This window comes from Micromonospora sp. NPDC000089, assembly GCF_042899365.1.
In the GTDB taxonomy this organism is placed as follows: domain Bacteria; phylum Actinomycetota; class Actinomycetes; order Mycobacteriales; family Micromonosporaceae; genus Micromonospora.
Map to the genome: position 1 here is coordinate 242,261 of NZ_JBIAZT010000008.1, position 26,004 is coordinate 268,264.

At 73.9% G+C, this 26,004-nt stretch carries 26 protein-coding genes; 23 read left to right on the top strand and 3 right to left on the bottom strand.

Features of this window, described 5'->3' with window-relative positions:
• The first annotated feature begins 3 nt into the window (after positions 1-3).
• Entirely contained in the window at positions 4-411 is a 408-nt protein-coding gene (locus ACFY3U_RS17520) for a VOC family protein (RefSeq protein WP_387202184.1), read from the top strand.
• A gap of 31 nt (positions 412-442) precedes the next feature.
• Positions 443-1,483 carry a S66 peptidase family protein gene (locus ACFY3U_RS17525; RefSeq protein WP_387202286.1) on the top strand — a complete coding sequence of 347 codons (1,041 nt, stop codon included), beginning with the start codon at positions 443-445 and terminating at the stop codon, positions 1,481-1,483.
• Here ACFY3U_RS17525 and ACFY3U_RS17530 read toward each other — a convergent pair.
• Complete coding sequence (locus ACFY3U_RS17530) at positions 1,477-1,704, bottom strand: winged helix-turn-helix domain-containing protein (RefSeq protein WP_387202187.1); 228 nt, start codon at positions 1,702-1,704, stop codon at positions 1,477-1,479. The two genes, ACFY3U_RS17525 and ACFY3U_RS17530, sit on opposite strands and share 7 nt — an antisense overlap.
• 208 nt (positions 1,705-1,912) lie before the next feature.
• Between ACFY3U_RS17530 and ACFY3U_RS17535 the strand changes: the two genes are divergently transcribed.
• Positions 1,913-2,221: a hypothetical protein gene (locus ACFY3U_RS17535; protein ID WP_387202190.1), complete on the top strand. Its 309-nt coding sequence runs from the start codon at positions 1,913-1,915 to the stop codon at positions 2,219-2,221.
• 28 nt (positions 2,222-2,249) lie between these two features.
• Here ACFY3U_RS17535 and ACFY3U_RS17540 read toward each other — a convergent pair whose 3' ends face one another.
• Complete coding sequence (locus ACFY3U_RS17540) at positions 2,250-3,161, bottom strand: cyclase family protein (RefSeq protein WP_387202193.1); 912 nt, start codon at positions 3,159-3,161, stop codon at positions 2,250-2,252.
• 285 nt (positions 3,162-3,446) lie between these two features.
• Complete coding sequence (locus ACFY3U_RS17545) at positions 3,447-4,352, bottom strand: helix-turn-helix domain-containing protein (protein WP_387202196.1); 906 nt, start codon at positions 4,350-4,352, stop codon at positions 3,447-3,449.
• Positions 4,353-4,482: 130 nt separating this feature from the next.
• On the opposite strand from ACFY3U_RS17545, the gene mfd reads away from it, so the two are divergent.
• The 20 genes from mfd (at position 4,483) to ACFY3U_RS17645 (ending at position 25,883) form a co-directional block, all read left to right on the top strand.
• Positions 4,483-8,112: a transcription-repair coupling factor gene (gene mfd / locus ACFY3U_RS17550; RefSeq protein ID WP_387202199.1), complete on the top strand. Its 3,630-nt coding sequence runs from the start codon at positions 4,483-4,485 to the stop codon at positions 8,110-8,112.
• Positions 8,113-8,165: 53 nt separating this feature from the next.
• Complete coding sequence (locus tag ACFY3U_RS17555) at positions 8,166-8,951, top strand: hypothetical protein (protein ID WP_387202202.1); 786 nt, start codon at positions 8,166-8,168, stop codon at positions 8,949-8,951.
• 2 nt (positions 8,952-8,953) lie between these two features.
• Positions 8,954-9,964 (top strand): nucleoside triphosphate pyrophosphohydrolase, encoded by a 1,011-nt coding sequence (locus tag ACFY3U_RS17560; RefSeq protein ID WP_387202205.1) that lies wholly within the window; start codon positions 8,954-8,956, stop codon positions 9,962-9,964.
• Positions 9,965-10,322: 358 nt separating this feature from the next.
• Complete coding sequence (locus ACFY3U_RS17565) at positions 10,323-11,942, top strand: DUF885 domain-containing protein (protein ID WP_387202208.1); 1,620 nt, start codon at positions 10,323-10,325, stop codon at positions 11,940-11,942.
• Positions 11,943-12,086: 144 nt separating this feature from the next.
• Entirely contained in the window at positions 12,087-13,370 is a 1,284-nt protein-coding gene (gene eno, locus ACFY3U_RS17570; RefSeq protein WP_387202211.1) for a phosphopyruvate hydratase, read from the top strand.
• A gap of 32 nt (positions 13,371-13,402) precedes the next feature.
• Positions 13,403-14,029, top strand: coding sequence for a septum formation initiator family protein (locus ACFY3U_RS17575; protein WP_387202214.1), 627 nt, complete (start codon positions 13,403-13,405; stop codon positions 14,027-14,029).
• A 34-nt stretch (positions 14,030-14,063) separates the two neighbouring features.
• Positions 14,064-14,621, top strand: coding sequence for a DUF501 domain-containing protein (locus ACFY3U_RS17580; RefSeq protein WP_387202217.1), 558 nt, complete (start codon positions 14,064-14,066; stop codon positions 14,619-14,621).
• Positions 14,618-15,127, top strand: coding sequence for an amino-acid N-acetyltransferase (locus tag ACFY3U_RS17585; RefSeq protein WP_387202220.1), 510 nt, complete (start codon positions 14,618-14,620; stop codon positions 15,125-15,127). The genes ACFY3U_RS17580 and ACFY3U_RS17585 overlap by 4 nt, the downstream gene beginning before the upstream one ends.
• A gap of 359 nt (positions 15,128-15,486) precedes the next feature.
• Positions 15,487-16,425: an exopolyphosphatase gene (locus ACFY3U_RS17590; RefSeq protein ID WP_387202288.1), complete on the top strand. Its 939-nt coding sequence runs from the start codon at positions 15,487-15,489 to the stop codon at positions 16,423-16,425.
• An 83-nt stretch (positions 16,426-16,508) separates the two neighbouring features.
• The gene (locus ACFY3U_RS17595; RefSeq protein ID WP_387202223.1) at positions 16,509-16,841 is read left to right on the top strand and encodes a PadR family transcriptional regulator; all 333 of its coding nucleotides are present in this window, start codon (positions 16,509-16,511) and stop codon (positions 16,839-16,841) included.
• Positions 16,838-17,842: an HAAS signaling domain-containing protein gene (locus tag ACFY3U_RS17600; RefSeq protein ID WP_387202226.1), complete on the top strand. Its 1,005-nt coding sequence runs from the start codon at positions 16,838-16,840 to the stop codon at positions 17,840-17,842. Before ACFY3U_RS17595 ends, ACFY3U_RS17600 begins: the two co-directional genes overlap by 4 nt.
• Before the next feature lie 108 nt (positions 17,843-17,950).
• Positions 17,951-18,487, top strand: a complete 537-nt coding sequence (locus ACFY3U_RS17605; RefSeq protein ID WP_387202229.1) for a hypothetical protein — start codon at positions 17,951-17,953, stop codon at positions 18,485-18,487.
• A gap of 191 nt (positions 18,488-18,678) precedes the next feature.
• Positions 18,679-19,365, top strand: a complete 687-nt coding sequence (locus ACFY3U_RS17610) for a dienelactone hydrolase family protein (RefSeq protein WP_387202232.1) — start codon at positions 18,679-18,681, stop codon at positions 19,363-19,365.
• A gap of 19 nt (positions 19,366-19,384) precedes the next feature.
• Complete coding sequence (locus ACFY3U_RS17615) at positions 19,385-20,098, top strand: uracil-DNA glycosylase (protein ID WP_387202291.1); 714 nt, start codon at positions 19,385-19,387, stop codon at positions 20,096-20,098.
• A gap of 20 nt (positions 20,099-20,118) precedes the next feature.
• Positions 20,119-20,859: a DUF4129 domain-containing protein gene (locus ACFY3U_RS17620; protein WP_387202294.1), complete on the top strand. Its 741-nt coding sequence runs from the start codon at positions 20,119-20,121 to the stop codon at positions 20,857-20,859.
• A gap of 43 nt (positions 20,860-20,902) precedes the next feature.
• Complete coding sequence (locus ACFY3U_RS17625; RefSeq protein WP_387202235.1) at positions 20,903-21,490, top strand: hypothetical protein; 588 nt, start codon at positions 20,903-20,905, stop codon at positions 21,488-21,490.
• Positions 21,490-22,497 carry an AAA family ATPase gene (locus ACFY3U_RS17630; protein WP_387202238.1) on the top strand — a complete coding sequence of 336 codons (1,008 nt, stop codon included), beginning with the start codon at positions 21,490-21,492 and terminating at the stop codon, positions 22,495-22,497. Before ACFY3U_RS17625 ends, ACFY3U_RS17630 begins: the two co-directional genes overlap by 1 nt.
• Entirely contained in the window at positions 22,494-23,867 is a 1,374-nt protein-coding gene (locus ACFY3U_RS17635) for a DUF58 domain-containing protein (protein WP_387202297.1), read from the top strand. The genes ACFY3U_RS17630 and ACFY3U_RS17635 overlap by 4 nt, the downstream gene beginning before the upstream one ends.
• Complete coding sequence (locus tag ACFY3U_RS17640; protein WP_387202241.1) at positions 23,864-24,424, top strand: hypothetical protein; 561 nt, start codon at positions 23,864-23,866, stop codon at positions 24,422-24,424. Before ACFY3U_RS17635 ends, ACFY3U_RS17640 begins: the two co-directional genes overlap by 4 nt.
• 103 nt (positions 24,425-24,527) lie before the next feature.
• Positions 24,528-25,883, top strand: a complete 1,356-nt coding sequence (locus ACFY3U_RS17645; RefSeq protein ID WP_387202244.1) for an NAD(P)/FAD-dependent oxidoreductase — start codon at positions 24,528-24,530, stop codon at positions 25,881-25,883.
• Positions 25,884-26,004: the final 121 nt, after the last annotated feature.

A 26,004-nucleotide genomic window follows, 5' to 3' on the forward strand; every position in this document is an offset into this window, starting at 1 on the left:
CGCATGGCCACGGACGACCTGCCGATCCCCGCCGAGGGCATCCTGCTCACCCACTTCCTGGTCACCGCCGACATCGCCCGCTCGGTCGCCTTCTACCGCGACGTGCTCGGCGGCACCGTGGTCCGGCCCGGCGAGCCGACGATGGTCCGGCTCGCCAACAGCTGGATCATCGTCAACCTGGGCGGCGGCCCGACCGAGGACAAGCCGGACGTGGTGCTGACCACCCCGCCCGAGGAGAACCGGACCAGCGCGTTCCTCAACATCCGGGTGGCCGACATCCAGGCCGTGTACGAGGACTGGCGCTCCCGCGGGGCCCGGTTCCTGACCCGGCCGATCGACCGGGGGCCGGAGATCCGCTGCTACCTGCGGGACCCGGACGGGCACCTGATCGAGGTCGGCCAGTCGCACTGACGAAACGGGTTGCCGGGGTCGATATCGTTCGATCGTGGTGCCCAGCTATCCCCGCAAGCCGCGACCGGGCGACCGGGTCGCGGTGGTCTCGCCGTCCGCCGGGCTGCCGGCGATCTTCCCGCACGTGTACGAGCTGGGCCTGCGCCGGCTGCGCGAGGAGCTCGGCCTGGAGCCGGTGGAGTATCCGACCACCCGGGTGTTCGGTGCCGACCCGCGGGACCGCGCCCGGGACCTGACCGCCGCCTTCGCCGACCCGACGATCACCGCGGTGCTCGCCGCCGTCGGCGGGGACGACCTGATCACGGTCACCCCGCACCTGGACGACGCGGTGCTGCGGGCCAACCCGAAGCCGTACTTCGGGTACTCGGACAACACCAACGTGCTCAACCACCTGTACCGGCTGGGCGTGGTGGCGTACCACGGGGGATCGGTGCTGGTGCACCTCGGCCGGCCGGGCTCGCCGCACCCGCTGACCTTCGACTCGCTGCGCGCCGCCCTCTTCAGCTCCGACTGGTACGACCTGACGCCCGCCACCGAGTGGGGCGACCAGCCCGGTGACTGGCGCGATCCGGCGCTGCTCGGGGTGGAGCCGCCGATGCTGCCCGGCGAGGGCTGGCGTTGGCAGGGGCCCGCGCGGGTGGTGCGGGGCCGGACCTGGGGCGGCTGCCTGGAGATCATCGAGTGGCTGATGGCCACCGACCGGGTGCCGTCGGCGGCGGAGCTGGCCGGGTCGGTGCTGGTCTTCGAGACCTCCAACGAGCTGCCCACCGCCCAGGAGGTGTTCCGGATCCTGCGCAACATGGGGGAGCGCGGCCTGCTCGCCGGGTTCCCCGCGATCGTGGTCGGCCGGCCCAAGGCGTGGGACTTCGACAAGCCGCTGTCGGTGCCGGAGCGGCTGGCCTGGGGCGAGGCGCAGCGGGAGGCGGTCAGCCGGGCGCTCGCCGACTACGCCGACGACCCGGTGGTGGTCTTCGACGTCGACCTCGGCCACACCGACCCGCAGCTGATCATCCCGTACGGCGGGGAGATCCTGGTGGACGCGGTGGAGCGGCGGATCAGCGTCCGCTACTGACCGGGCCGCTCCCGGACGAACACGCCGGCGCCCGGTGCGCCCTCGACCAGGCCTCGTGCCTTGAGCCAGTCGATCGCCGACCGCACGACCTGGCGCGACACGTCGAACTCCGCGCACAGTTCCGTGCCGGAGGGCAGCTTGCTTCCCGGCGGATAGTCGCCCGACTCGATGCGCTGGGTCAGGGCGTCGATGACTTGCTGTTTCTTGGTGTAGGCAGGCATGTGCAGACTTCCGTGGCAGGTAATGCCCATGTGATCACGGCGGTCGGCAGAGCGTCAATCAAAAGTGCGCCCAGGTATTGACCTGGCATGACAGGTAGTCATAGCTTGTTGGTGGGCGACCGTGGCAGGTTCGTCCGCGTCAGATTGGGCGGCCCGGGGTGGAGGTGGCACTCCGATCCCCGGGCCTTGACCGGAAAGGCCCCAGCCCATGAGCAACCTACCGAACCTCGGCCATCCCCCGTGGTGCCTGCGCGGCCCGGACTGCGCCGGAAGCAACGACCTGCACCTGTCCCGCCTCGTCGGCACGGCCGTCCGCGGTGACGAGGTGATCCAGGTCGGGATCGGCCTGTGGCGGATGGACCTCAGCCCGAATCCGCCGTCGGGGCTGCTGCTCGAGCTTTCGGTCGGCTCGGAGGTGGAACGCTGGCCGATCGATCTGGCTCAGTCCCGTTCGCTGGCTCACCTGTCCCGGCGGCTGGTGCGCCGGTTGGGACCGCCCACGATCCGAGCCGCCTGAGCGGTCCGTCGGTGCCGGCGTATCCGGGTCAGTCGACGGTGGCGAAGGCGCGGACCGGGAAGGTCCCCATGCCGGCCACCCGGGGTGGGGCGGCGGTGAACCGGAAGCCGGTCGGCGGCAGCGCGGCCAGGCCGGTCAGGTGCTCCACGATCGGGATGCCGGCGGCCAGCAGGGCGCTGTGCGCCGGCCGCTCACCGGCGGCGGCCAGGCTCATGTCGTCGATGTTGATCGAGTCGATGCCGACCAGGGCGGCACCCGCCTCGACCAGCCACCGCGCGCCGGCCCCCGTCAGGTAGGGGGCCTCGGGGGACGCGTACCGGTCGGTGCCGAAGTGCGTGTCCCAGCCCGTGTGCAGCAGCACCGCCCGCCCGGCCACCTCGTACGGCGCCAGCAGGAGGGGATCCACCGCGCGGGTGTCGGCCGGCACCCGGACCAGCACCCCGGGCAGGTCGGCGAGGCGGTCCAGCGGCACGCCGGCGAGGTCGGCCCCGTCCGCCCAACGGTGGGCGGGGGTGTCCAGGTACGTGCCGGTATTGGCGATCATGTCGATCCGGGCGACGTGGAACTCGACGCCGGGGGCGTAGTTCGCCCGGGACGCCTCCCGGGTCAGCCAGTCGGTGATCCGGGGCGCCGGCCAGCCGGGCAGGGTGACCATCCCGTCGGTGATCACGTGACTCAACTCGACCAGCCGCCGTGGGTCGGGAGCGGCGGTGGTCACGCCCCGGCCGCCCTTGTGCGGCTCCTCGATGATCGTCTTTCCGCTGATCCGTACCTCGGCCACCATCAGCAGGCCCAGGTGCCGGACCAGCAGTGCGGCCAACTCGTCGTCGGCGATGTCCGGCCCCGGGATGTCCAGCCGGAATCCGTCGGTCCGCAACCCGCCGCCGTTGGCGAAGCTGATCTCCGCGTCGAACTGCGCCCGGTACTGCCGCCCCGCCATCGCTCCACCGCACCACGCCCGCCGTACCCCGTCAAGATCCGGCCCGGCGGCCCGGCGGCCCGGCGGGCGGAATGAGGACGGTGCCGTGCAGGGGGGTGCACGGCACCGTCGCCGGTGCCACGAGGTGGGCGTCCGGGGGAGGTTGGACGCGGGGTGTCGGGCCTCCCCGAAAAGGCCCGCGTACCCCGTCCGGCCGCCTCCCCGGCGGCCCGTTCCGGGCTGACGCGATCAATCCTCACCTCCGGGTCGGCCCGCGCTCTTGTAAAAATGTGCGCGGATCCGCGCTCACCCGGCGGCCGGCTCCGTCGGCCCGAGCAGCCGGCGCAGCCGGGCCGGCGGATGACCGACCTGGGCGCGGACCACCCGGGTCAGGTGGGCCTGGTCGGCGAAGCCGTACTCGCTGGCCAGCACGCCCAATGGGCGCGCGTCCGGCTCGGCGAGGGTGTCCAGCACCGCGCGGACCCGCAGCCGGTTCCGGTACGCGGTGAGGCTGCTGCCGGTCATCCGCTGAAACACCCGGCTCAGGTGGTGCGGCGAGGCGCCCACCTCCCGGGCCACCTCGTCCAGCCCGAGGGTGAAGTCGGAACCGGCGAGCACCTCCCGGGCCCGGTCGGCGAGCCGCCGGTGCGCCGCCAGGGTCGCCGGGCGCCGCCGCACCGCCCGGTCGTCCCCGCCGACGTCGTCGGCGAGCGCGCTGTGTCGCAGCAGCCGGGCCAGGAAGCGGTGCAGCCGCTCGGCCATCTCGAAGCCGTCCAGCCCGCGCCGGAACTCGGCGACCAGCAGCCCGTGCGCCAGGTCCAGGGCGGGGTCCGAGCTGCCCTCCCAACCGGCCCGGTCCAGCCACCGGGCGGCGTCCGGGCGGTCGGCCAGCACCGCGGGGTCGATCTCCAGGCAGGTGTACGAGTCGCCGCAGCCGAACGGGTGGGCCGCCGCCAACTCGTCACCCGGGCGGGTGAACATCACCGAGGTGGGGTCGGAGACGCCGGCCCGGCCGTTCAGCCGGTACCGGTACGCGCCGGAGCGGCCCAGCGTGATCTTGTGCCGGTCCTCGGCGACCGGCTCCGTCCAGCCGTGGTCCTCCACGATGCAGCGCACCTGGTAGGCCAGCATCCCGTCCGGGTGACCGAGCACCCGCCAGCGGGCGGGCGTGGTCCTGCGGCGTGGGTCACTGCCGGTTCCCTCAGTGGGCATCGATCTCCCCCAGGTGCTGCTCTCGGCCGCCGGCGACCGATGTCTCCCTGGAGAGATAGTGTCGACTCGGAAACCCCCCGTCCAGGCCGGACGCGGGGTGCTCGTCGTGCTGTCTCGGAGTTGATCGCGCATGCTCACCGGACTGTTCACCGCCGCCCTGGTCGACCCCGGTCTGGCCCGGGCCCGTGACCTGGCGCGCTCCGGCGCCGCCCAGGTGGACGGGCTGGACCTCACCGCGCCGGCCGCGCTGCGCCCGTTCGCGGTGGCCGCGGTGGCCGCCGACGAGCACGGGGCCGGCCGCCCGGTGCTCGCGGTGACCGCCACCAGCCGGGAGGCCGACGACCTGGCCTCCGCGCTGGGCAGCCTGCTGCCGGCCGAGCAGGTCGCGGTCTTCCCGTCCTGGGAGACGCTGCCGCACGAGCGCCTGTCGCCCCGCTCCGACACCGTCGGGCGCCGGCTGGCAGTGCTGCGCCGGCTCGCCCACCCGGAGTCGGCCGACGCGCACGGCCGCACCGGGCCGCTGCGAGTGGTCGTCGCGCCCGTCCGGTCGCTGCTCCAGCCGCAGCTCAAGGGCCTCGGCGACCTGGAGCCGGTGCAGCTCGCCGCCGGCGACGAGGCGGACCTGGAGGAGGTCGCCCGCCGGCTCACCGACATGGCGTACGCCCGGGTCGACCTGGTCACCAAGCGCGGCGAGTTCGCCGTGCGCGGCGGCATCCTGGACGTCTTCCCGCCCACCGACGAGCACCCGTCCCGGGTCGAGTTCTGGGGCGACGAGGTGGAGGAGATCCGCACCTTCGCCGTCGCCGACCAGCGGACCATCGAGGGCGTGCCGACGCTCTGGGCGCCGCCCTGCCGGGAGCTGCTGCTCACTCCGGCGGTCCGCGAGCGGGCCGCCGCGCTGGCCGCCGCGCACCCCGAGCTGGCCGAGATCCTGGACAAGCTGGCCGAGGGCATCCCGGTCGAGGGGATGGAGTCGCTGGTCCCGGCGCTGCTCGGCGACGAGAGTCTGGAGCTGCTGCTGAACTGCATGCCGGCCGGCACCCACGTGCTGCTCTGCGACCCGGAGCGGATCCGCACCCGGGCGCACGACCTGGTCCGTACCTCGGAGGAGTTCCTCCAGGCCAGCTGGGCCGCGGCCGCCGTCGGCGGCCAGGCCCCGGTGGACCTCGGCGCCGCCGCCTTCAAGACCCTGGCCGAGGTACGCGCCACCGCCCGCGCCCTGCGTCAGCCCTGGTGGACGCTCGCCCCGTTCGGCCTGGTCGAGGCCGAGGGGGCGGCCGAGCGGCAGCCCTGGGAGGACGCGCCGACCGAGGTCGACGTCACCCCGGACGACGCGATCGCGGTGAGCCTGGCCGCGCAGCCGGCCCCGCTCTACCACGGCGAGACCGGGCGGGTGGTCGACGACCTGAAGCGCTGGGCCGGCGAGGGCTGGGCGGTCGCGCTGGTCTTCGAGGGCCACGGCCCCGCCCAGCGGGCCGTCGAGGTGCTCCGCGACGCCGGCCTCGGCGCCCGGCTCACCGACGAGGTGCCGACCGCGCCCGCCCCCGGCGAGGTGCTGGTCTCCTGCGGCTGCCTGACCGCCGGCTTCGTCGACGAGGCGTCGAAGTTCGTGCTGCTCACCGGCAACGACGTCACCGGCGGCCGGGGCACCTCCACCCGGGACATGCGCAAGATGCCCAGCCGGCGGCGCAACACCATCGACCCGCTGGAGCTCAAGGCCGGCGACTTCGTGGTGCACGAGCAGCACGGCATCGGCCGGTACGTCGAGCTGGTGCAGCGCACCGTCAACGGCGCGTCTCGGGAGTACCTGGTCATCGAGTACGCCGCCAGCAAGCGCGGCCAGCCCGGCGACCGGCTCTTCGTCCCCACCGACCAGCTCGACCAGCTCAGCCGGTACGTCGGCGGCGAGCAGCCCACCCTGCACAAGATGGGCGGCTCGGACTGGCAGAAGTCCAAGGCCCGGGCCCGCAAGGCGGTCAGGGAGATCGCCGCCCAGCTGATCCAGCTCTACGCCGCCCGCAAGGCGTCCAAGGGGCACAGCTTCGGTCCGGACACCCCGTGGCAGCGGGAGCTGGAGGACGCCTTCCCCTGGCAGGAGACCCCGGACCAGCTGGCCGCCATCGAGGAGGTCAAGCGGGACATGGAGCAGACCGTCCCGATGGACCGGCTGATCTGCGGCGACGTCGGGTACGGCAAGACCGAGATCGCGGTCCGCGCGGCGTTCAAGGCGGTGCAGGACGGCAAGCAGGTGGCCGTGCTGGTGCCCACCACCCTGCTGGTGCAGCAGCACTACAACACGTTCGCCGAGCGGATGGGCCAGTTCCCGGTGACCATCCGGCAGCTGTCCCGGTTCCAGACCGCGAAGGAGTCCGAGCGGACCCTGGAGATGGTCGCCGACGGCACCGTCGACATCGTGATCGGCACCCACCGGCTGTTGCAGACCGCCACCCGGTTCAAGCAACTCGGCATGGTGATCATCGACGAGGAGCAGCGGTTCGGCGTCGAGCACAAGGAGCACCTCAAGACGCTGCGCGCCTCGGTCGACGTGCTCAGCATGTCGGCCACCCCGATCCCGCGGACACTGGAGATGGCGATCACCGGCATCCGGGAGATGTCCACCATCGCCACCCCGCCGGAGGAGCGGCACCCGGTGCTCACCTTCGTCGGTGCGTACGACGACCGGCAGGTGGCCGCCTCCATCCACCGCGAGCTGCTGCGCGACGGTCAGGTCTTCTACCTGCACAACCGGGTCGAGTCGATCGACAAGGCGGCCCGCCGGATCCGCGAGCTGGTGCCCGAGGCGCGGGTCGCGGTGGCGCACGGCCAGATGGGCGAGGAGGCCCTGGAGAAGGTGATGGTCGGCTTCTGGGAGAAGGAGTTCGACGTCCTGGTCTGCACCACCATCGTGGAGTCCGGCATCGACATCCCGAACGCCAACACGCTGATCGTGGAGCGGGCCGACCTGCTCGGCCTGGCCCAGCTGCACCAGATCCGCGGCCGGGTCGGTCGGGGCCGGGAGCGGGCGTACGCGTACTTCCTCTACCCGCCGGAGAAGCCGCTCACCGAGCACGCCCACGAGCGGCTGGCCACCATCGCCCAGCACACCGAGCTGGGCGCCGGCATGTACGTGGCGATGAAGGACCTGGAGATCCGGGGCGCCGGCAACCTGCTCGGCGGCGAGCAGTCCGGGCACATCGAGGGCGTCGGCTTCGACCTGTACGTCCGGATGGTCGGCGAGGCGGTGTCCGCGTTCAAGGGGGAGAGCGCCGAGGAGGAGGCCGACGTCAAGATCGACCTCCCGATCGACGCGCACCTGCCGCACGACTACGTCGCCGTGGAGCGGCTGCGCCTGGAGATGTACCGCAAGCTCGCCGAGGCCCGCGACGAGGAGCGGCTGCGCGAGGTGGTCGCCGAGATGACCGACCGGTACGGCGAGCCGCCCGCCCCGGTGCAGAACCTGGTGGCGGTGGCCCGGTTCCGGCTGCTGGCCCGCCGGTACGGCCTCACCGACGTCAGCATGCAGGGCAAGCACCTGCGGTTCGGCCCGCTGCCGCTGCCCGACTCGAAGCAGCTGCGGCTCAAGCGCTACCACCCGGACTCGGTCTACAAGCAGGCAACCGACCAGGTCAGCGTGCCCCGGCCGGCCACCCGCCGGATCGGCGGCGAGCCGCTGCGCGACCAGGCGCTGCTGGAGTGGTGCGCCCAGCTCCTCAAGGACGTCCTGGGTGAGCCGGCGCCGTTGGTGGGGGCGGGTGCGTGAGCCCATGGTGGGGGGCGTCACACCGGCGTACCGGGCATGAGAGAGTGACCGTCATGCGCGTACGCCGTCTCATCGCCGCCGCCAGCGTCGCGGCCCTCGGTGTCCTCTCCCTCGCCGGCTGCGGCCGGGCCAACCCGGACGTGGCCGCCTACGTCGGCGACCGGACCTACTCGGTCGACCGGGTGGACTCGATCTACGAGGACGCGCAGGCGCAGTACGCCGAGGCGGTGCGCCAGGGCGCCACCCAGGCCGGCGCCACCCCCTCGGCGGAGCAGCTGCGTTCGTCGGTGACCCGGCAGGACGTGGTGAACCTGCTGGTCAGCATCGACCTGGGCCGGCGGATCGTGGCGGCCGAGAAGCTCCAGGTGCCCGACCAGGTCACCCCGGACCAGCTCGCCCAGCAGCTGCGGATGCCGCCGCAGGCGGAGTACGCGAAGCTCTGGGGGGAGTGGGCGGACATCTCGCTGGTGCTCAGCCAGAAGCTGCCCCCGGCCGACCTGAGCGACGAGTCGGTGATGGCCGTCTACCACGCCATCGAGAAGACCGGCGGGATCGACCCCGGGCTGTCGGTGTCTCAGGTGAAGCAGCTCTTCGGCGAGGCCGGCTTCGTCCGCAGCGCCTCCGCGCTGAGCGCCGCGCTGAAGACCGAGGCCGACAAGGTCGACGTCTCGGTCAACCCGCACTACCGCCCGCTGGGCGTGCCGTCCTGGGTCAACAAGGGCCAGGAGCTGGTCTTCTACGCGCTGCCGTACATCGATGCCAGCGGCCCGGTGACCGACGTGTCCACCCCGGAGCCGGCCGCGCCCGCCGAGCCGTCGGCCGGGCCGGTGGTCCCCTGAGCATGACCAACCGGATCGTCCTGCTGGTCACCTCGCCCCGGCTGCCGGCCGGCCTGCTGACCGCGGCCGCCTGGGACGTCGTACGCGCGAGCCCGGTGCTGGCCGGTGCGGAGAGCGCGTTGACCGCGGCCGTGCGGTCGGCGGGCGCCGAGGTCACGGTGGTCGACGGCGGTGCGACGCAGGCGCTGCTGGACGCGGTGGCCGCGCACGGCACGGCGGTCTGGTTGGCCGGCCCGGCCGGCGACGAGTCGCTGGCCCGCGAGTTGGGCCTGCGGCTGGCCCGGGAGCCGGGGCTGGCCGAGCTGGAGCTGATGTACGGCTCGTGGGACCCGCCGGGCGCCCGGCTGCTGGACGCGGTCGAGGTGATGGACCGGTTGGCCTCGCCCGGCGGCGACCCGTGGAAGCTCGCGCAGACCCATCGCAGCCTGGCCGGCTTCCTGCTGGAGGAGTGCTACGAGGCGTACGACGCGATCAGCGCCGACGACACCGACGCGCTGCGCGAGGAGCTGGGCGACGTGCTGTTGCAGGTGCTGCTGCACGCCCGGCTGGCGGAGAACCTGCCCGAGGGTGAGCGGTGGACCGTCGACGACGTGGCCGGTGGGCTGGTGGACAAGATGGTCCGCCGCAACCCACACGTCTTCGCCGGCGCCGAGACCGGCACGTTGGAGGAGATCGAGGCGAACTGGGAGCGGATCAAGCGCGCCGAGAAGGCCCGCGACTCGGTGCTGGACGGCATCGCGCTGAGCCAGCCCGCGCTCGCCCTGGCCGCCAAGATCCTCGACCGCGCCGGCCGGATCGGGCTGGCCGTGCCGCCGGCCCTGGAGGAGCCGCGGGTGGATGCCGAGGCGCGGCTGGGCGCCGGCCTGCTGGGCACGGTCGCCGAGGCCCGCGCGGCCGGGGTCGACCCCGAGGCCGCGCTGCGCCGGGCCGCCCTGGCGTACGCCGACGCCGTCCGCGCCGCCGAGCGTAAGGGCGCCGGTGACGCTGCGGAGTCATCCGCTAGCGATCACTGAAAGTCACCAGCCCGGCGGAGGCCCGGCGAACGGCTTCGCCCCTTTGCTCTGCTGCCATCGACGCATCACCGCGCTGAACAGCGGATTTCTGCATTGGCCGGCGCGTTGCGGACCGCCCGGCGGCGACCGACCGTGACTGATGCGTGGGTGGCGGCAGAGCAAAGGCTGGCGTCGGGGCTGGGCGCGGGCGGCGCGGCCGACACCCGGCGGTGACCGACCGTGCCTGGTGCGTGGGTGGCGGCAGAGCAAAGGGGGCGCGCCGGGTCCGTCGCGGGCGCCGCGGCCGACACGCCGAGTAACGGCCTCGCGCGGTTCCACGAGGCGCGCCGGCCGCCCGACGCATGGGTAGGGTCGGGGGGTGGAAGAGTTCGTGCCGCTCGCGGAGCGCATCGTCGAAGCCCTGCTGGAGAGCCGACCCGGGCTGGCCACCTCCGCCGGCGACCACCGGTACGACGACCGGCTGCCCGACCTCTCCGCCGACGCGATCGCCGCCGACCAGGGGATGCTCAAGGAGGCCGCCGACGCGCTCTCCGAGCTCGACCCGGACGCGCTCGACGTCGACGAGCAGGTCGACCACGCGCTGCTCGCCGCCCGGGTCGACCGGGAGCTGTTCGAGCTGACCGAGATCCGCTCGCACGAGTGGGACCCGCTGCGGCACAACCCCGGCCCGCTGCTGCACGCCCTGCTCGCCCGCCCGTACGCCCCGGTTCCGGAGCGGCTGGCCCACCTCGCCGGGCGGCTGTCGGCCGTACCGGACGCGTTGGCGACCGCGCGCGCGACGCTGCGGGACATGCCGCGGATCCACGCCGAGACGGCGGTCGGCCAGTTCGCCGGCACCGCGGCGCTGGTCCGGGACGAGGTCCCGGCGCTGCTGGCGCAGGCCCCGGCGCTGCACGACCGGGTCGCGCCGGCCGCCGCCGCGGCGGTCGCCGCGCTGGACGAGTTCGTCGCCTGGCTGCGCGCCGGGCTCGCGGCCGACGCCGGGCCGGGCCGCGACCCCCGGCTGGGCCGGCGCCGCTGGGAGGCGCGGCTCTGGCACACCCTGGACACCGAGCTGGGCGCCGCCGAGGTGCAGCGCCGCGCCTGGGCCAACCTGGACCGGGCCACCGCGGAGATCCGCGAGGCGGCCGTCGAGCTGGTCGGTGGTCCGGCCGACGACGCGACGGTACGCCGGGCGCTGGACCTGCTCGCCGCCGAGCACCCGGACGACCGGACCATCGTGGAGCTGGCCTCGGTGACGCTGGACGAGGCGTCCGACTTCGTCCGGGCGCACGACCTGGTCAGCCTGGTCGACGACCCGTGCGTGATCCAGGAGATGCCGGAGTTCGCCCGGGGCGTGGCGGTCGCCTACTGCGACTCGCCCGGCCCGCTGGAGACCGCGGCGCTGCCCACCTTCTACTGCATCGCGCCCACCCCGGCGGACTGGCCGGCGCACCGGGTGGAGTCGTTCTACCGCGAGTACAACGACCACATGATCCGCAACCTCACCGTGCACGAGGCGATGCCCGGGCACTTCCTCCAGCTCGCGCACGCGCGCCGCTACCTGGGCCCGACCCGGGTCCGCCCGCTCACCGAGTCCGGGGTGTTCATCGAGGGCTGGGCGGTGTATGCCGAGGAGCTGATGGTCGGCCTCGGCTTCGGCGGCCTGCCGGTGCGCCTGCAGCAGCTCAAGATGCAGCTGCGGATGAGCATCAACGCGCTGCTCGACCAGCTGGTGCACTGCGACGACCTGGCCGAGGCGGACGCGATGGCGCTGATGACCGGGCGCGGCTTCCAGGAGGAGGGCGAGGCGGCCGGCAAGTGGCGCCGGGCGCTGCTCACCTCCACCCAGCTGTCGACGTACTTCGTCGGGTACAGCGAGATGGCCGGCATCGCCGCGGCCCGCCCCGCCGACGTGCCGACGCGGCATTGGCACGACGCGATGCTGGCGCACGACTGCCCGCCGCCGCGCCACCTGCGTACCCTGCTCGGGATCTGACCCGGGGCGGGGCGGCGCCGCCCGGGCGGTCCGCCGGCCGGCGGCGTGCGGACGGCCGCCGACCGATACGCTGCGTTCAACAGCTGCCCCAGCCGCACCGTCGCGGCCAGACCGGATTCGCACACACGAACGAGGAGCGACTCAGTGGCAACCATCGAGGGAATCGTCGCCCGGGAGATTCTCGACTCGCGGGGCAACCCGACGGTCGAGGTCGAGGTAGGGCTGGACGACGGCACGATCGCCCGCGCCGCCGTACCCTCCGGCGCCTCCACCGGCGCCTTCGAGGCGGTCGAGCTGCGCGACGGTGACAAGGGCCGCTACCTGGGCAAGGGCGTGGAAAACGCGGTCGCCAACATCGAAGACAAGATCGTCGACCAGCTGATCGGCTACGAGGCCAGCGAGCAGCGGCTGATCGACCAGAAGATGCTCGACCTCGACGGCTCGGACAACAAGGGCGAGCTGGGCGCGAACGCCATCCTCGGCGTCTCGCTGGCGGTCGCCAAGGCCGCCGCCGGCAGCGCCGAGCTGAGCCTCTTCCGCTACCTGGGCGGCCCGAACGCGCACCTGCTGCCGGTGCCGATGATGAACATCCTCAACGGTGGCGCGCACGCCGACTCCAACGTCGACGTCCAGGAGTTCATGATCGCCCCGATCGGGGCGCCCAGCTTCCGCGAGGCGCTGCGCTCCGGCGCCGAGGTCTACCACGCGCTCAAGTCGGTGCTGAAGAAGAAGGACCTGTCCACCGGGCTGGGCGACGAGGGCGGCTTCGCGCCGAACCTGCCGAGCAACGCCGCCGCGCTCGACCTGATCGCCGAGGCGGTGGAGAAGGCCGGCTACCGGCTGGGCACCGACATCGTCTTCGCGCTGGACGTGGCGGCCACCGAGTTCTTCGACAACGGCAGCTACACCTTCGAGGGCAGCGCCAAGTCCGCCGAGGAGATGAGCAACTACTACACCAAGCTCATCGGCGACTACCCGATCGTGTCCATCGAGGACCCGCTGTCCGAGGACGACTGGAGCGGCTGGGCCACCCTGACCGCCGCCGTCGGCGACCGGATCCAGATCGTCGGCGACGACCTGTTCGTCACCAACCCGCAGCGGATCGCCCGCGGCATCACCGAGCGGGCCGCCAACGCCGTGCTGGTGAAGGTCAACCAGATCGGCTCGCTGACCGAGACGCTGGACGCGGTGGACCTGGCCCACCGGGCCGGCTTCAAGTGCATGATGAGCCACCGCTCCGGCGAGACCGAGGACACCACCATCGCCGACCTGGCGGTCGCCACCGGCTGCGGCCAGATCAAGACCGGCGCCCCGGCCCGCTCGGACCGGGTGGCCAAGTACAACCAGCTCCTGCGGATCGAGGAGGAGCTGGCCGACGCGGCGCGGTACGCCGGTGCCGGCGCGTTCCCGCGTTACCGTTCGGCCTGAGCCGCGAGAGGCTCCGGGGGAGGGGTGTGACGATGCAGCAGCGCCGCACACCGGGTGGCCAGCGTCCCGCCCGCCGACCGACCGGTCGGCCGGGCGGGGCCCGCGGCGCCGCCCGGGCGACGGTCCGCGACGGCGGGGTACGCGCCGAGACGCGCGCCGGCACCGCGCGGGCCCGGGGCGCCGACGCCGTACGCGCCGGAAACCGGCCCGCCGCGGGCCGGCGGTCGGCGGCCGGCGGCACCATCCGGCGGCTCGCCGCACCCCACCCCCGACGCTTCACCGGGCGGGCCACCGTGCTGTTCGCGGTGCTGATCGCGCTCGCCCTGGCGTACACCTATCCGGTCCGGGTCTATCTCGACCAGCAGGTCGACATCGAGCGGATGGAGGCGTCCCAGGCCGCCCAGCGGCAGCGGATCTCCGACCTAGGGGCCCAGGCCGCGAAGTGGCAGGACAAGGAATACATCAAGATCCAGGCCCGGGAGCGGTTCTACATGGTGCCGCCCGGCGAGGTGCCGGTGATCGTCCTGCACGACCCGGCCGGCGCGGCCCGGGACGCCGGCCCGGCCAAGCCGGCGACGCCGCCGAAGACCTCCGACGCCTGGTACGACACCCTGTGGTCGAGCGTCCAGGCGGCGAACGGCGACACCCCGGGCAAGTGAGCACCACCCCCGGTCGGAACGAGAGGCAACACCGTTGAGCGTCGTACCCCCGCAGGAGCCGGCGGCGGATTCCGTACCCCCGCCGGAGCGGGAACCGGCCACCGAGGCCGACCTGGCCGCGGTGGCCGCCCAGCTCGGACGCCCACCCCGCGGCACCCGTGCGGTCGCCCACCGCTGCCCCTGCGGCCTGCCCGACGTGGTGGAGACGACCCCGCGGCTGGCCGACGGCACCCCGTTCCCGACGCTGTTCTACCTGACCTGCCCGCGAGCGACCGCGGCGTGCAGCCGGCTGGAGTCGGCCGGGTTGATGAAGGAGATGGCCGACCGGCTCGCCGAGGACCCGGAGCTGGCCGCCCGCTACCGGGCGGCGCACGAGGACTACCTGACCCGCCGCGAGGCGATCGGTGCGGTGCCGGAGATCGCCGGCATCTCGGCCGGTGGCATGCCCGGCCGGGTGAAGTGCCTGCACGTGCACCTCGGGCATGCGCTGGGCGCCGGGCCGGGCGTCAACCCGTTCGGTGACGAGACGCTGGCCCTGGTGGAGAAGTGGTGGACGGCCGGCCCGTGCGTGGACGTGCCGGCCCAGTCGTGAGCGCCGGCGAGATCGTCGTCCGGCGCGCCCGCACCGGCGACGTACGCGGGATCCGCCGGTTGGTGGACACCTACACCGACGACCGGCGGCTGCTCAGCAAGGCGACCGTGACGCTCTACGAGGACGTGCAGGAGTTCCGGGTCGCGGTCACGCCGGACGGCACGGTGGTGGGCTGCGGCGCGCTGCACGTGATGTGGGAGGACCTGGCCGAGATCCGGACCGTGGCGGTCGACCCGGCCTGCCGTGGGCAGCGGATCGGCCACCGGATCGTCGGCGAGCTGATCGACGCCGCCCGCGAGCTGGGCGTCGCCCGGATCTTCGTGCTCACCTTCGAGACCGGGTTCTTCGGTTCGTTCGGCTTCGCCGAGATCGACGGCGCACCGGTTCCCCAGTCGGTCTACGAGCAGCTGCTGCGCTCGTACGACGAGGGCGTCGCCGAGTTCCTCGATCTGGAACGGGTCAAGCCGAACACCCTGGGCAACGTCCGCATGCTGCTGCGACTCTGACCGCCCCGTCCTCCGGTGCTCCGGCCATCCGCGTCGGGGCTGGGGCCGGCATCGACTGTTGTCATCACTTACCGTGGCCGCCGCGCGGCCGCCAGCACTGCCGTGCGGCCCCTTTGCTCTGCTGCCACCGGCGCGACAGTGACGTTCGGTCATGGCTGCTCCGACCGGAGGTCGATCCGCCGGCCAAGGAGTTGCAGGTCGGCGCGGTGTTGCCTCCATGGCAGCAGAGCAAAGGGTGGCAGCAGGCCGGCGGGCAGCCCGCGCGGCGGTGACGATGAGTGATCCGTCGCCTTGGTTGCGGAGCGTGATCGGGACGTGGCGGTTCGGCCTGCCGTAGGGTTGCGGGCGTGACGACGCGCGTGGCCGCCATCGACTGCGGGACCAACTCGATCCGACTGCTCATCGCCGACCTGCCCGACCCCACCGCCGGGCCGGAGGCGCCGGAGGTGCCGCTGGTCGACGTGTCCCGCCGGATGGAGATCGTCCGGCTCGGGCAGGGCGTCGACCGGACCGGCCGGCTGGCCCCCGAGGCGATCGAGCGGACCCGGGTGGCGCTCGCCGACTACGCCGCCGAGATCGAGAAATCCGGCGCCGAGCGGGTGCGTATGGTCGCCACCTCGGCCAGTCGGGACGCCAGCAACGCCGACGACTTCCGGGCCATGGTCGAGCGCACCCTCGGCGTCGCGCCCGAGGTGGTCACCGGCGACGAGGAGGCCCGGCTCTCCTTCACCGGTGCGGTGCGTGGCCTGCCCGGCGACGCCGACCCGCCGTACCTGGTGGTGGACATCGGCGGCGGCTCGACGGAGTTCGTGGTCGGCAGCCGCAACGGCGGGGTCCGGGCGGCGATCTCGATGGACATCGGCTGCGTCCGGATGACCGAGCGGCACCTGCACGGCGATCCGCCGACGCCGGACGAGGTCGCCGCCGCCGAGGCCGACATTGCCGCCGCGGTGGACCGGGCGCTGGCGGCCGTCCCGGGCCGCGCGGCGGCCACCCTGGTCGGGCTGGCCGGTTCGGTCACCACCGTGGTCGCCATCGCCCAGGGCCTGACCGGGTACGACCCCGAGCGCATCCACCATGCCCGGGTGTCGTACGAGCGGGTCGCCGAGGTGACCGCCGACCTGCTGGCGAAGAGCGCGCGGGAGCGGCTGGAGATCCCGGTCATGCACCCGGGCCGGGCCGACGTGATCGGCGCTGGTGCGCTGGTGCTCCGGGTGATCATGGAGCGGGCCGGCATGCCCTCGGTGGTCGCCTCCGAGCACGACATCCTCGACGGCATCGCCTGGAGCCTCGCCTAACTGGGACGGATCTTCCCCTGCGTCGGACAGGGCCGGTACAACGCTGTTGACGGTATTACGCATCGCGCAGTAGTGTGCAGAGCGTGGACACCACACAGCTGCTCAAGGGTGTGCTCGACCTGGCCGTCCTCGCCGTCCTGAGGGACGCCGACGGCTACGGCTACGACATCCTCCGTCGCCTGCGCGAGGCCGGCCTGGACGAGGTCGGCGACGCCTCGGTCTACGGCACCCTCCGTCGCCTCTTCGGCGCCGGCCTGCTCACCACGTACGTGGTGCCGAGCGAGTCCGGCCCGCACCGCAAGTACTACGCGCTCAACGCCGCCGGGCGGGATCAGCTCACCCGCTCCGGCAAGACCTGGCGCTCGTTCGCCGCCACCATGGACGCACTGCTCGACGATCGGGGGATGGCGGCATGACCGTCAGTGGGCAGGAGATCACGCGGTACGTGGAGCGGGTTCGGGCCGCGCTGGCCGACCTGCCGCCGCAGACCCGGGACGAGCTGACCGAGGAGCTGCCGGAGCACCTGGCCGAGGTGGCCGCCGAGGGCGAGGGCACCCTGGTGGAGCGGCTGGGCGAGCCCGAGGCGTACGCGGCCGAGCTGCGTGCCGCGGCGGGCCCGGCCGTGCCGTCCGGCGGGCGCCGGAGCGTGGAGCAGCGGATCGGCGCCGTCGTGGGCCGGGCCCGCGCCCGGCTGTCCGGGGTGGACGCCTCGCTCGGCCCGATCCTCGGGTACGCCAGGGCGAGCGAGTTCCTCCGGCTGCTCCGCCCGGCCTGGTGGGTGCTGCGCGGCTACCTGGCCGCCATGCTGCTCACCGCGATGACCACGGCCGGCGGCTTCGGCCTGCTGCCCCGGCTGGACGGCAACGACGTCGCCGGGCTGGTGATGCTGGCCGGGCTGGTCTGGGCCTCGATCTGGCTCGGCCGACGCGTCGAAGCGCTGCGCGGCTGGCGGCGGCACGCGGTGCAGCTGACCACCGTCGGCCTGGCGATCTGGGGGCTGGTCGTCGTGGTCGGCGTCGACGACCGGGCCCGCTGGGAGGGCGACTTCGGCTACGGCCCGGCCGCCGTGCAGAACCCGTACGACCAGGTGCAGGACGTCTTCGTCTACGACGGCGAGGGCAGGCTGGTGGAGAACGCCCGGCTGTTCGACCAGAACGGGACGCCGATCAACCTCGGCTGGCCCGCGTGCGACGACCCGGTCCCGCCGACCACGCCGACGCACGCCTATCCGTACTGCCCGCAGAACGCGCCGTTCCGGCTGCGGCCGACGCCCACCGCTCCGCTGCCGCCCGGTGCCTCGCCGCCGGCCACCCCGGCCCCGTCGCCGGGCGGCCCGACCGCCGGCGCCGACCCGGGCCCGACCGCTCCCACCGCCGGGCCGGCGAGCACGGCGCCCGCGCCGACGCCGACCGGCTGACCGATCCCCGCTGGGAATTGGCTGAACGGACGATGTGAGCGGGGCGGCGGGCGCCGATCTTGATCGCTACGGTGTCGTCTGCTCATCCATCCCTGGAAGGATCCTCCGTTGTCAGAGCAGGTCGCTCCGCCCCCCGCGCCGCAGCCAGGCCCACCCGCCGCGCCGCAGCCCGGCCCGTCCTTCGGGCCGCTGCCCGGCTCGCCCGTGCCGCCCGCGCCGGCCGTCCAGGCGCCGCCGCCGGCTCAGCCGCAGGGGAAGTCCGCCGGCCGCAAGGCGCTCGGCATCGTCGGCGCGGTGGTCGCGTTCCTCGTCGTCGCCGCCCTCAAGTTCGGCGTCGGCGCGGCCATCGGCAGCTTCTTCAACAAGGACGAGACGGCCGAGGCGAAGGCCGGTGACTGCATCGCCGAGCTGCCCGAGATCAAGGGCACCGAGGCGCAGTCGGTCGACGACGCCAAGGTGGTGACGTGCACCTCCACCGACGCCGCGTACAACGTGGTCGGTCGGGTGGACGGCCAGACCGAGGCGCAGGCCAAGTCCGGCGAGGCCTGCAACCAGTACATCAAGGAGGGCGAGGACGGCTACGTCTTCTACAGCATCTCCGACGGGGGTAAGGGCTACCTGCTCTGCCTGACCAAGAAGGGCTGACCGCCAGCGGTACGACGGCGGCGTGGGAATCCCGCGCCGCCGTCGCCGTACGCCGGTTCTCCGCATGGTGAACAGGAGGTGTATGCCACTGCCCCGGCGTCTTCCCGGCGCGCTCACGGCGTGGCAGGCTACCGGCACGTAGGACCACTGGGCGACCAGCCAACGATGACTGACCGCTAGGAGGACGGCCGATGGGCGAAATGGTGAGCTACCGCGGCACTGGGGGGACCGGCGAGGGGTATCTCGCGATACCGTCCGGCGGCGCGGCCAACCCGGCGGTCATCGTCATCCAGGACTGGTGGGGCCTGGCCCCGCACGTGCGGGCGGTGGTGGACCGCTTCGCCGAGGCCGGGTTCGTCGCCCTCGCCCCGGACCTCCGGCGCGGTGAGCCGGCCAGCCGGCCGGACGAGCCGCGGCAGATGCTCAACAGCGCGCAGCTGGACGAGGCGGCCACCGACGTCGCCGCCGCGGCCGACTACCTGGCCGGCCGGCTCGAGGTCACCGGCAAGGTGGGCTGCGCCGGGTTCTGCGCCGGCGCCAGCCTGGCGCTCTGGGCGGCCAGCCGGTCCGAGCGGATCGTGGCCACCGCGGCGTTCTATCCCCGGCTGCCCTGGGAGGGGATGCGCCCGGAGTGGCCCGACTACGCGGGCAAGGCGGCGGTCATCCACTGCGCCGAAGCCGACGGCCTCTCCGACCACGAGGGCGTGCGGGCCGCCCGCCGGGCCATCGAGGCGGCCGGCGGCACCTGCCAGACGTACGACTACCCGGGCACCGCGCACGCGTTCTTCAACGAGGACCGGCCGGAGAACTACGACCAGCGGGCCGCCGCCACCGCCTGGGCCCGCACCCTCGAGCTGTTCCGGGCCAAGCTTGGCTGAGCCCCGTACCCCCGACGAGGTGGTCGCCCGCGCTGCGCGGGCGACCGACCTGGCCGACCTCGACGCCGCGGTCAGCGGGTGTTTCGCCTGCCCGCGGCTGGTCGACTGGCGGGAGGAGGTGGCCCGCACCCGGCGGGCCGCGTTCCGCGACCAGGAGTACTGGGGCCGGCCGGTGCCCGGCTTCGGCGCCGCCGACGCGCGGATCGGCATCCTCGGGCTGGCCCCGGCCGCGCACGGCGGCAACCGGACCGGCCGGATCTTCACCGGGGACCGCTCCGGGGACGTGCTCTTCGCCGCGCTGCACCGGGCCGGCCTGGCCAACCAGCCGACCAGCGTGTCCGCCGACGACGGACTGTCCCTGCGGGACACCCGGATCTTCGCGGCGGTGCGCTGCGCGCCGCCGGACAACAAGCCCACCCCGGCCGAGCGGGACACCTGCGCGCCCTGGCTGCACCGCGAGGTCGCGCTGATCCGGCCGACCCTGCGGGTGGTGGTCGCGCTCGGCGCGTTCGCCTGGGCCGCCTGGTGGCCGGTGCTGCGCGAGGTGTACGACGTCCGCCCGCCCAGCCCGCGACCGGCGTTCGGTCATGGGGCACACTGGTCCGGAACGGCCGCCCCCGAGCTGCTCGGTTGCTACCACGTCAGCCAGCAGAACACGTTCACGGGACGGCTGACACCGGGAATGCTGGACGACGTGTTCGCCCGGGCGAAGAAGCTCGCCGGGGTGGACTGAGGCTGCGTGGGGCGGTGGCGATGGACTTCGGCGTGCTGCGCAGGTGGTGGCCCGTCCTCGCGGTGAGCCTGCTGCTCGCCGCCGCGGCCCTGGCCGCCGGGCACTCGTCGATCGGCGCCAGCCGCATCCCGCCCGCCGCCAAGGACCTCCCGTACGTCCCGGAGTACCCGACCGCCCAGCCGTCCCCCTCGATCCCGGTGGAGCCGCGCGACGCCGGGCAGCAGGTCCAGCCGGACGTGCCGCACTGGCTCGGCACGGCGGTGGCCGGCCTGCTGGTGCTCGCCATCCTGGTCGCCGTCGGCTACCTGACCTGGACGCTGCTGCGCGGTGCGCTGCGCCGGACCACCCGCGCGGTGCCGGTGACCCGCGCCCGGCGCACCGCCGAGGGCACCGCCCGGGAGGTGGTCGCCGCGCTGGACGCCGGCCTGGTCGAGCTGGACGACGCCGACACCGATCCGCGGACCGCGGTGATCGCCTGTTGGGTACGCCTGGAGGAGGCCGCCACCGAGGCCGGGGTGCCGCGGCGTACCGGCGACACCCCCACCGACCTGGTGACCCGGCTGCTGCGCGGCGACCCGGCCGCCGGGGTGCCCGCGATCGCCAGCGCCGACGTGCTGGACGGCTTCGCCCACGTCTACCGGCAGGCCCGGTACGCCACCAGCACGGTGGACGAGCGGATGCGCGACCAGGCCCGGTCGGCGCTGCGCCGGCTGCGCGGCGAGCTGACCGCCCTGGCCACCGCAGACGAGGTGCCGGCGTGAGCCGGCCGGGTGACCGGCCGGGCCGGGTCGGGGAGGTGCCCCGATGAGCGAGCGGACCGGCATCGACGACCTGCTCAGCTTCGGGGAGGAGGCGGCCCCGACCGATGACCGTCGGCGCGCCGGGCGGGCCCGCGGCGTGCTGCGGTTCCTCGCGGTCGCCGCTGCGGTCACCGCCGTCGTGCTGGTCGGCCTGCGTGCGGTCGGCCTCCAGGTCACCGTCTGGATCGTGGTGGCCGGGGTGCTGGCGGTGCTCGCCGTGCGGCGGGTCACCGCCGCGCTCTCCCCACCACCGCCGCCGCGGGCCGGCGTCCGCGCCCCCGCCGGGGAGGAGCCCGGCAGCTGGAACTGGCGGTCGCAGGACGCGCTGCGCGCCGCGGTCAACGGCTGGGAGCGGCCGCTGGACTGGTCGTCCGGCAACCGCGAGCGGTTCGCCGAGCGGGTGCTGCCCCGGCTCGGCGAGCTGGCCGACGAGCGACTGCGGCTGCGGCACGGCGTCACCCGCGAGTCCGACCCGGACCGCGCCCGCAGCCTGCTCGGTGAGCAGGTGTGGACCTTCCTCACCGTTCCCGCCCGTCGCAATCCGTCGCCGCGCGACCTCGCGGCGATCGTCGCCGAACTGGAGAAGATCTGATGAACGACGTGGAGCGCCGCATTCCCGCCACGGAGGTGGGCCACCTGGCCCGGGCGGTGCTGGACGCGGTCGGCTCGGTCGTGGTCGGCAAGCGGGAGGCGCTGGAGCTGGTCCTCGCCGGCATCCTGGCCGGCGGCCACGTGCTGCTGGAGGACCTGCCCGGGCTCGGCAAGACGCTCACCGCCCGCTCCTTCGCCCAGGCGCTCGGGCTGGACTTCCGCCGGCTGCAGTTCACCCCCGACCTGCTGCCCGCCGACGTCACCGGCTCCTTCCTGTACGACCAGCGCAGCGGCGACTTCTCCTTCCGGGCCGGGCCGCTCTTCACCAACCTGCTGCTCGCCGACGAGATCAACCGCACCCCGCCGAAGACCCAGTCGGCGTTGCTGGAGGCGATGCAGGAGAAGCAGGTCTCGGTCGAGGGCGTGACGTACCGCCTGGACGAGCCGTTCCACGTGCTCGCCACCGCCAACCCGATCGAGTACGAGGGGACGTACCCGCTGCCGGAGGCGCAGCTGGACCGGTTCCTGCTGCGGGTGTCGTTCGGCTACCCGCAGCGCGAGGAGGAGTGGGAGGTGCTGCGCCGGCGGATGGCCCGCCGCCGCGAGGAGGCCGAGATCAAGCCGGTCGTGGACGCCGCCACCCTGCGCTCGATGCAGGCCGCGCTGGAGGACGTGGCGGTGGAGGACTCCGTCGGCCGGTACATCGTGGACCTCACCGCGGCCACCCGGGAACACCCGTCGGTGCTGGTCGGGGCGTCGCCGCGCGGCTCGCTGGCGCTGCTGCTGCTGGCCCGGGTACGCGCCGTCCTGGCCGGCCGGGACTACGTGGTGCCGGAGGACGTGAAGTCGGTCGCAGCGCCGGCGCTCGCGCACCGGATCACCCTGCGGCCGGAGATGTGGCTGCGCCGGGTCGACCCGTCCTTCGTGGTCGGCGAGGTGTTGGAGCAGACCCCCGCCCCGGCCAGCGGCGCGCTGCCCAGCCACGCGGCCGGCCGGGCCGGGCGCTGACGGCCGTGGCCGACCGCGAGGAGGCGGCGGGGGGCTGGGCGCCGACCTGGGCGCTGGGCCGGGCGGTGCTGCTGACCGGGCTGCTGGTGATCGGCGCCGTCCTGCTCGGCCGGGTCGACCTGGTGGTGCTGGCCGTGCCGTTCGCGCTGGGCACCGCGTACGGGTTGCGCCGCCGGCCGGTCGCCGTGCCGGTGCTGGAGATCGGCGCCGACGACGCGCACCTGGTCGAGGGCGCTGCGCTCACCGGCCGGGTCACCGTGGGCAATCCGGACGCCGTCGGCTACGACGTGGCGGTGGTGCGTACCCGGATGTCGCCCTGGCTGCGGGTGGAGCGGGTCGGGTTCGGCGGCGCCGCGGTGGACGTCCGTCGGGTCGGCGGCACGGGCCGGCCCTTCGTGACCTCGGTGCCGCGCGGCGCCGCCGTCGACCTGACGCTCACCGGGACCGCGCTGCGCTGGGGGCGGCACCCGATCGGCCCGGCCGGCGCCCGGGCCGCGGCCGCCGACGGACTGCTGCTGTCCCGTGCGGTGATCGAGGAGCCGGCGCGCCTGCGGGTGTACCCGAAGACCGAGCCGTTCGAGGCGGTGGAGGCGATGCCGCGGGCCGCCGGGCTGGTCGGCGGGCACCGCTCGCGCCGGCCGGGGGAGGGCGGCGAGCTGGCCGGGGTACGCGTCTTCGGCCCGGGCGACCGGCTGCGCCGGATCGACTGGCGGGTCTCGCTGCGCACCCGGCAGTTGCACGTGGCGGCCACCCTCTCCGACCGGGACGCCGAGGTGGTGGTGCTGCTCGACCTGCTCGCCGAGGCCGGCCGGCCGGGCGGGGTGGGCGGCGCGGCCTCGGTGCTGGACACCACCGTCCGGGCCGCCGCCGCGATCGCCGAGCACTACCTGCACCGGGGCGACCGGGTGTCCATGTTGGAGTACGGCCCGTCGGCGCGCCGGCTGCGCCCGGCCACCGGGCGTCGGCAGTACCTGACCGTGCTGGAGTGGTTGCTGGACGTGCGCGCCGAGTCCTCCGCGCACGAGCCGTACGACCAGGTCTTCGGGCCGCAGGTGCTCTCCTCGGACGCCCTGGTGGTGGTGCTCACCCCGCTGCTGGACGAGCGGTCCGCGCAGATGCTGGCCCGGCTGGCCCGGGGCGGCCGGTTCGTGGTGGCGGTGGACACCCTGCCCACCGACCTGCCGGCGCCGAAGGGCGAGGGCTGGGCCGAGGTGGCGTACCGGCTGTGGCGGCTGGACCGGGACACGATGGTCGCGCAGCTGCGCGAGCACGGCGTGCCGGTGGTGGCCTGGGCCGGCGCCGGCAGCCTCGACCAGGTGCTGCGCGACGTGGCCCGCCTGGCCACGGCCCCGAGAGTTGGTGCGCGATGAATGCGGTGGTGGAGCGGGTGCTGCGGCTGCGGGCGGCGGTGGGGCGGGTGAGCCTCACCCCGCTGCTGGTCCGCGTCGGCGTGTTCCTCACCGTGCTGGTCGGGCTGCTGGTGGCGTACCCGGCGGAGGTCTTCTCCCCGCGGCCGCTGCTGGCGCTGGCGCTGGTCGCGGCGGCCCCGGCCCTCGGCCCGCGCCGGTTCTGGCCCACCGTCGCCGCACTGGTCACGGTGGCTGGTTGGCTGCTCGCGTCGGCCGGTTTCGGCCGGCCGATCGCGCTGTGGCGGCTGATCGCGGTGGCCGCGCTGCTCTACCTCGGGCACACCTTGTGCGCGCTGGCCGCGGTGCTGCCGTACGACGCGGTGGTCGACCCGGACCTGGTGGTGCGCTGGCTCACCCGGGCCGGCGCGGTGGTGCTGGCGAGCGCCGTGCTCGGTGTCCTGTTGAGCTGGTTGGGCGACTTCGGGGGCGGTGGCGGGTTCCGTGCCGCGACGGTGGCGGGACTGCTGGTCGCGGTGGGTTTGAGCGGATTGCTGGGCTGGCTCCTGCGTCGCAGATAGCGGGACGGCGGAACACAGTTGCGCAGCTCACACCCGTTGTGTTCCGTCACATATGGGGGTCGCGAGTGGGATTACCGAAGCCCCCCGGGGAAAGATAGACGGCGTGAACCCGAAGCGGATCCTTGTCGTGGGTGCCGGGCACGTCGGCCTGTACGCTGCTCTGCGCCTGTCCAAGAAGCTGAGCTCCCGTGAGGCCGAGGTCGTCGTCGTCGACCCACAGCCGCACATGACCTACCAGCCGTTCCTCCCCGAGGCGGCGGCGGGCAACATCTCGCCCCGGCACTCGGTGGTGCCGCTGCGGCGCGAGTTGCGCCGGTGCAAGGTCGTGGCCGGCACGGTGACGCGGATCGACCACGATCGGAAGACCGCCGTGGTCCAGCCGATCGTCGGCCCGACCCGGGAGATCTCCTACGACCACGTGGTGGTCGCGCCCGGGTCGGTATCCCGGACGCTGCCGATCCCGGGCCTGCACGAGCAGGGCATCGGGTTCAAGACCATCGGTGAGGCCATCTACCTGCGCAACCACGTCCTCGACCGGTTGGACGTGGCGGCCGCCACCACCGACCCGGACGTCCGACGCTCGGCGCTGACCTTCACCTTCGTCGGCGGCGGTTACGCCGGCATCGAGGCGCTCGCCGAGATGGAGGACATGGCCCGGGACGCGCTGCGCTACTACCCGGAGCTGAAGCCGGACGACATGCGCTGGGTCCTGGTCGAGGCCACCCAGCGGGTGCTGCCCGAGGTCGACCGGGACATGGGCGCCTACACCGTGCAGCAGCTGCTGAAGCGGAACATGGACATCCGGCTGGACACCCGGCTCGAGTCCTGCGTCGACGGGGTGGTCAAGCTCTCCGACGGCGACTCGTTCCGTTCCGACACCATCGTCTGGACCGCCGGCGTCAAGCCGTCGCCGATGCTCGACCGGACGGACTTCCCCCGGGACGAGCGCCGGCGGGTCACCTGCCTGCCGACCCTGCAGATCGTCGACGGCGACCAGATCGTCGAGGGCGCCTGGAGCGCCGGTGACTGCGCCGCCGTGCCGGACCTGACCAAGGAGCCGGGCAACTACTGCTCGCCGAGCGCCCAGCACGCGGTGCGCCAGGCCGCCCGCATGGCGGACAACATCGCGCTGGTGATCCGGGGCCGTGAGCCGGTCGACTACAAGCACAAGCACGCCGGCAGCGTGGCCAGCCTCGGCCTGCACAAGGGCGTGGCCCAGGTGTACGGCGTGAAGATGACCGGCTGGCCGGCGTGGTTCATGCACCGGACGTACCACATGTCCCGGATCCCGTCGTTCAACCGCAAGGTCCGGGTCGTGGTGGACTGGTCGCTGGCGTTCTTCCTCAAGCGTGAGGTGGTCTCGCTGGGCCAGCTGCACGACCCGCGCGAGGAGTTCGCCGAGGCCTCGCAGCCGCAGCAGCCGGTGCAGCAGCCGGTCGGCGTGAGCCGCGCCGCCTGAGTCGTACGCGTCGAAGGGCCCCTCCCGTCGGCGGATTCTCGGGGTCCTCGCAACACCTGATGGCTTAGGTGGTCGTCAGTAGATCACGCAGGCGCTCGGCTGGGGTTCGCCAGCCGAGCGT

Coding starts and splice junctions, on each gene's coding strand:
- ACFY3U_RS17520 (WP_387202184.1), top strand. CDS start 4: ATGGCCACGGACGACCTGCCGATCCCCGCCGAGGGCATCCTGCTCACC.
- ACFY3U_RS17560 (WP_387202205.1), top strand. CDS start 8,954: ATGACCAACCGGATCGTCCTGCTGGTCACCTCGCCCCGGCTGCCGGCC.
- ACFY3U_RS17600 (WP_387202226.1), top strand. CDS start 16,838: ATGACCGTCAGTGGGCAGGAGATCACGCGGTACGTGGAGCGGGTTCGG.
- ACFY3U_RS17530 (WP_387202187.1), bottom strand. CDS start 1,704: ATGCCTGCCTACACCAAGAAACAGCAAGTCATCGACGCCCTGACCCAG.
- ACFY3U_RS17540 (WP_387202193.1), bottom strand. CDS start 3,161: ATGGCGGGGCGGCAGTACCGGGCGCAGTTCGACGCGGAGATCAGCTTC.
- mfd (WP_387202199.1), top strand. CDS start 4,483: ATGCTCACCGGACTGTTCACCGCCGCCCTGGTCGACCCCGGTCTGGCC.
- ACFY3U_RS17555 (WP_387202202.1), top strand. CDS start 8,166: ATGCGCGTACGCCGTCTCATCGCCGCCGCCAGCGTCGCGGCCCTCGGT.
- ACFY3U_RS17535 (WP_387202190.1), top strand. CDS start 1,913: ATGAGCAACCTACCGAACCTCGGCCATCCCCCGTGGTGCCTGCGCGGC.
- ACFY3U_RS17625 (WP_387202235.1), top strand. CDS start 20,903: ATGAGCGAGCGGACCGGCATCGACGACCTGCTCAGCTTCGGGGAGGAG.
- ACFY3U_RS17610 (WP_387202232.1), top strand. CDS start 18,679: ATGGGCGAAATGGTGAGCTACCGCGGCACTGGGGGGACCGGCGAGGGG.
- ACFY3U_RS17575 (WP_387202214.1), top strand. CDS start 13,403: ATGCAGCAGCGCCGCACACCGGGTGGCCAGCGTCCCGCCCGCCGACCG.
- ACFY3U_RS17630 (WP_387202238.1), top strand. CDS start 21,490: ATGAACGACGTGGAGCGCCGCATTCCCGCCACGGAGGTGGGCCACCTG.
- ACFY3U_RS17620 (WP_387202294.1), top strand. CDS start 20,119: ATGGACTTCGGCGTGCTGCGCAGGTGGTGGCCCGTCCTCGCGGTGAGC.
- ACFY3U_RS17640 (WP_387202241.1), top strand. CDS start 23,864: ATGAATGCGGTGGTGGAGCGGGTGCTGCGGCTGCGGGCGGCGGTGGGG.
- ACFY3U_RS17545 (WP_387202196.1), bottom strand. CDS start 4,352: ATGCCCACTGAGGGAACCGGCAGTGACCCACGCCGCAGGACCACGCCC.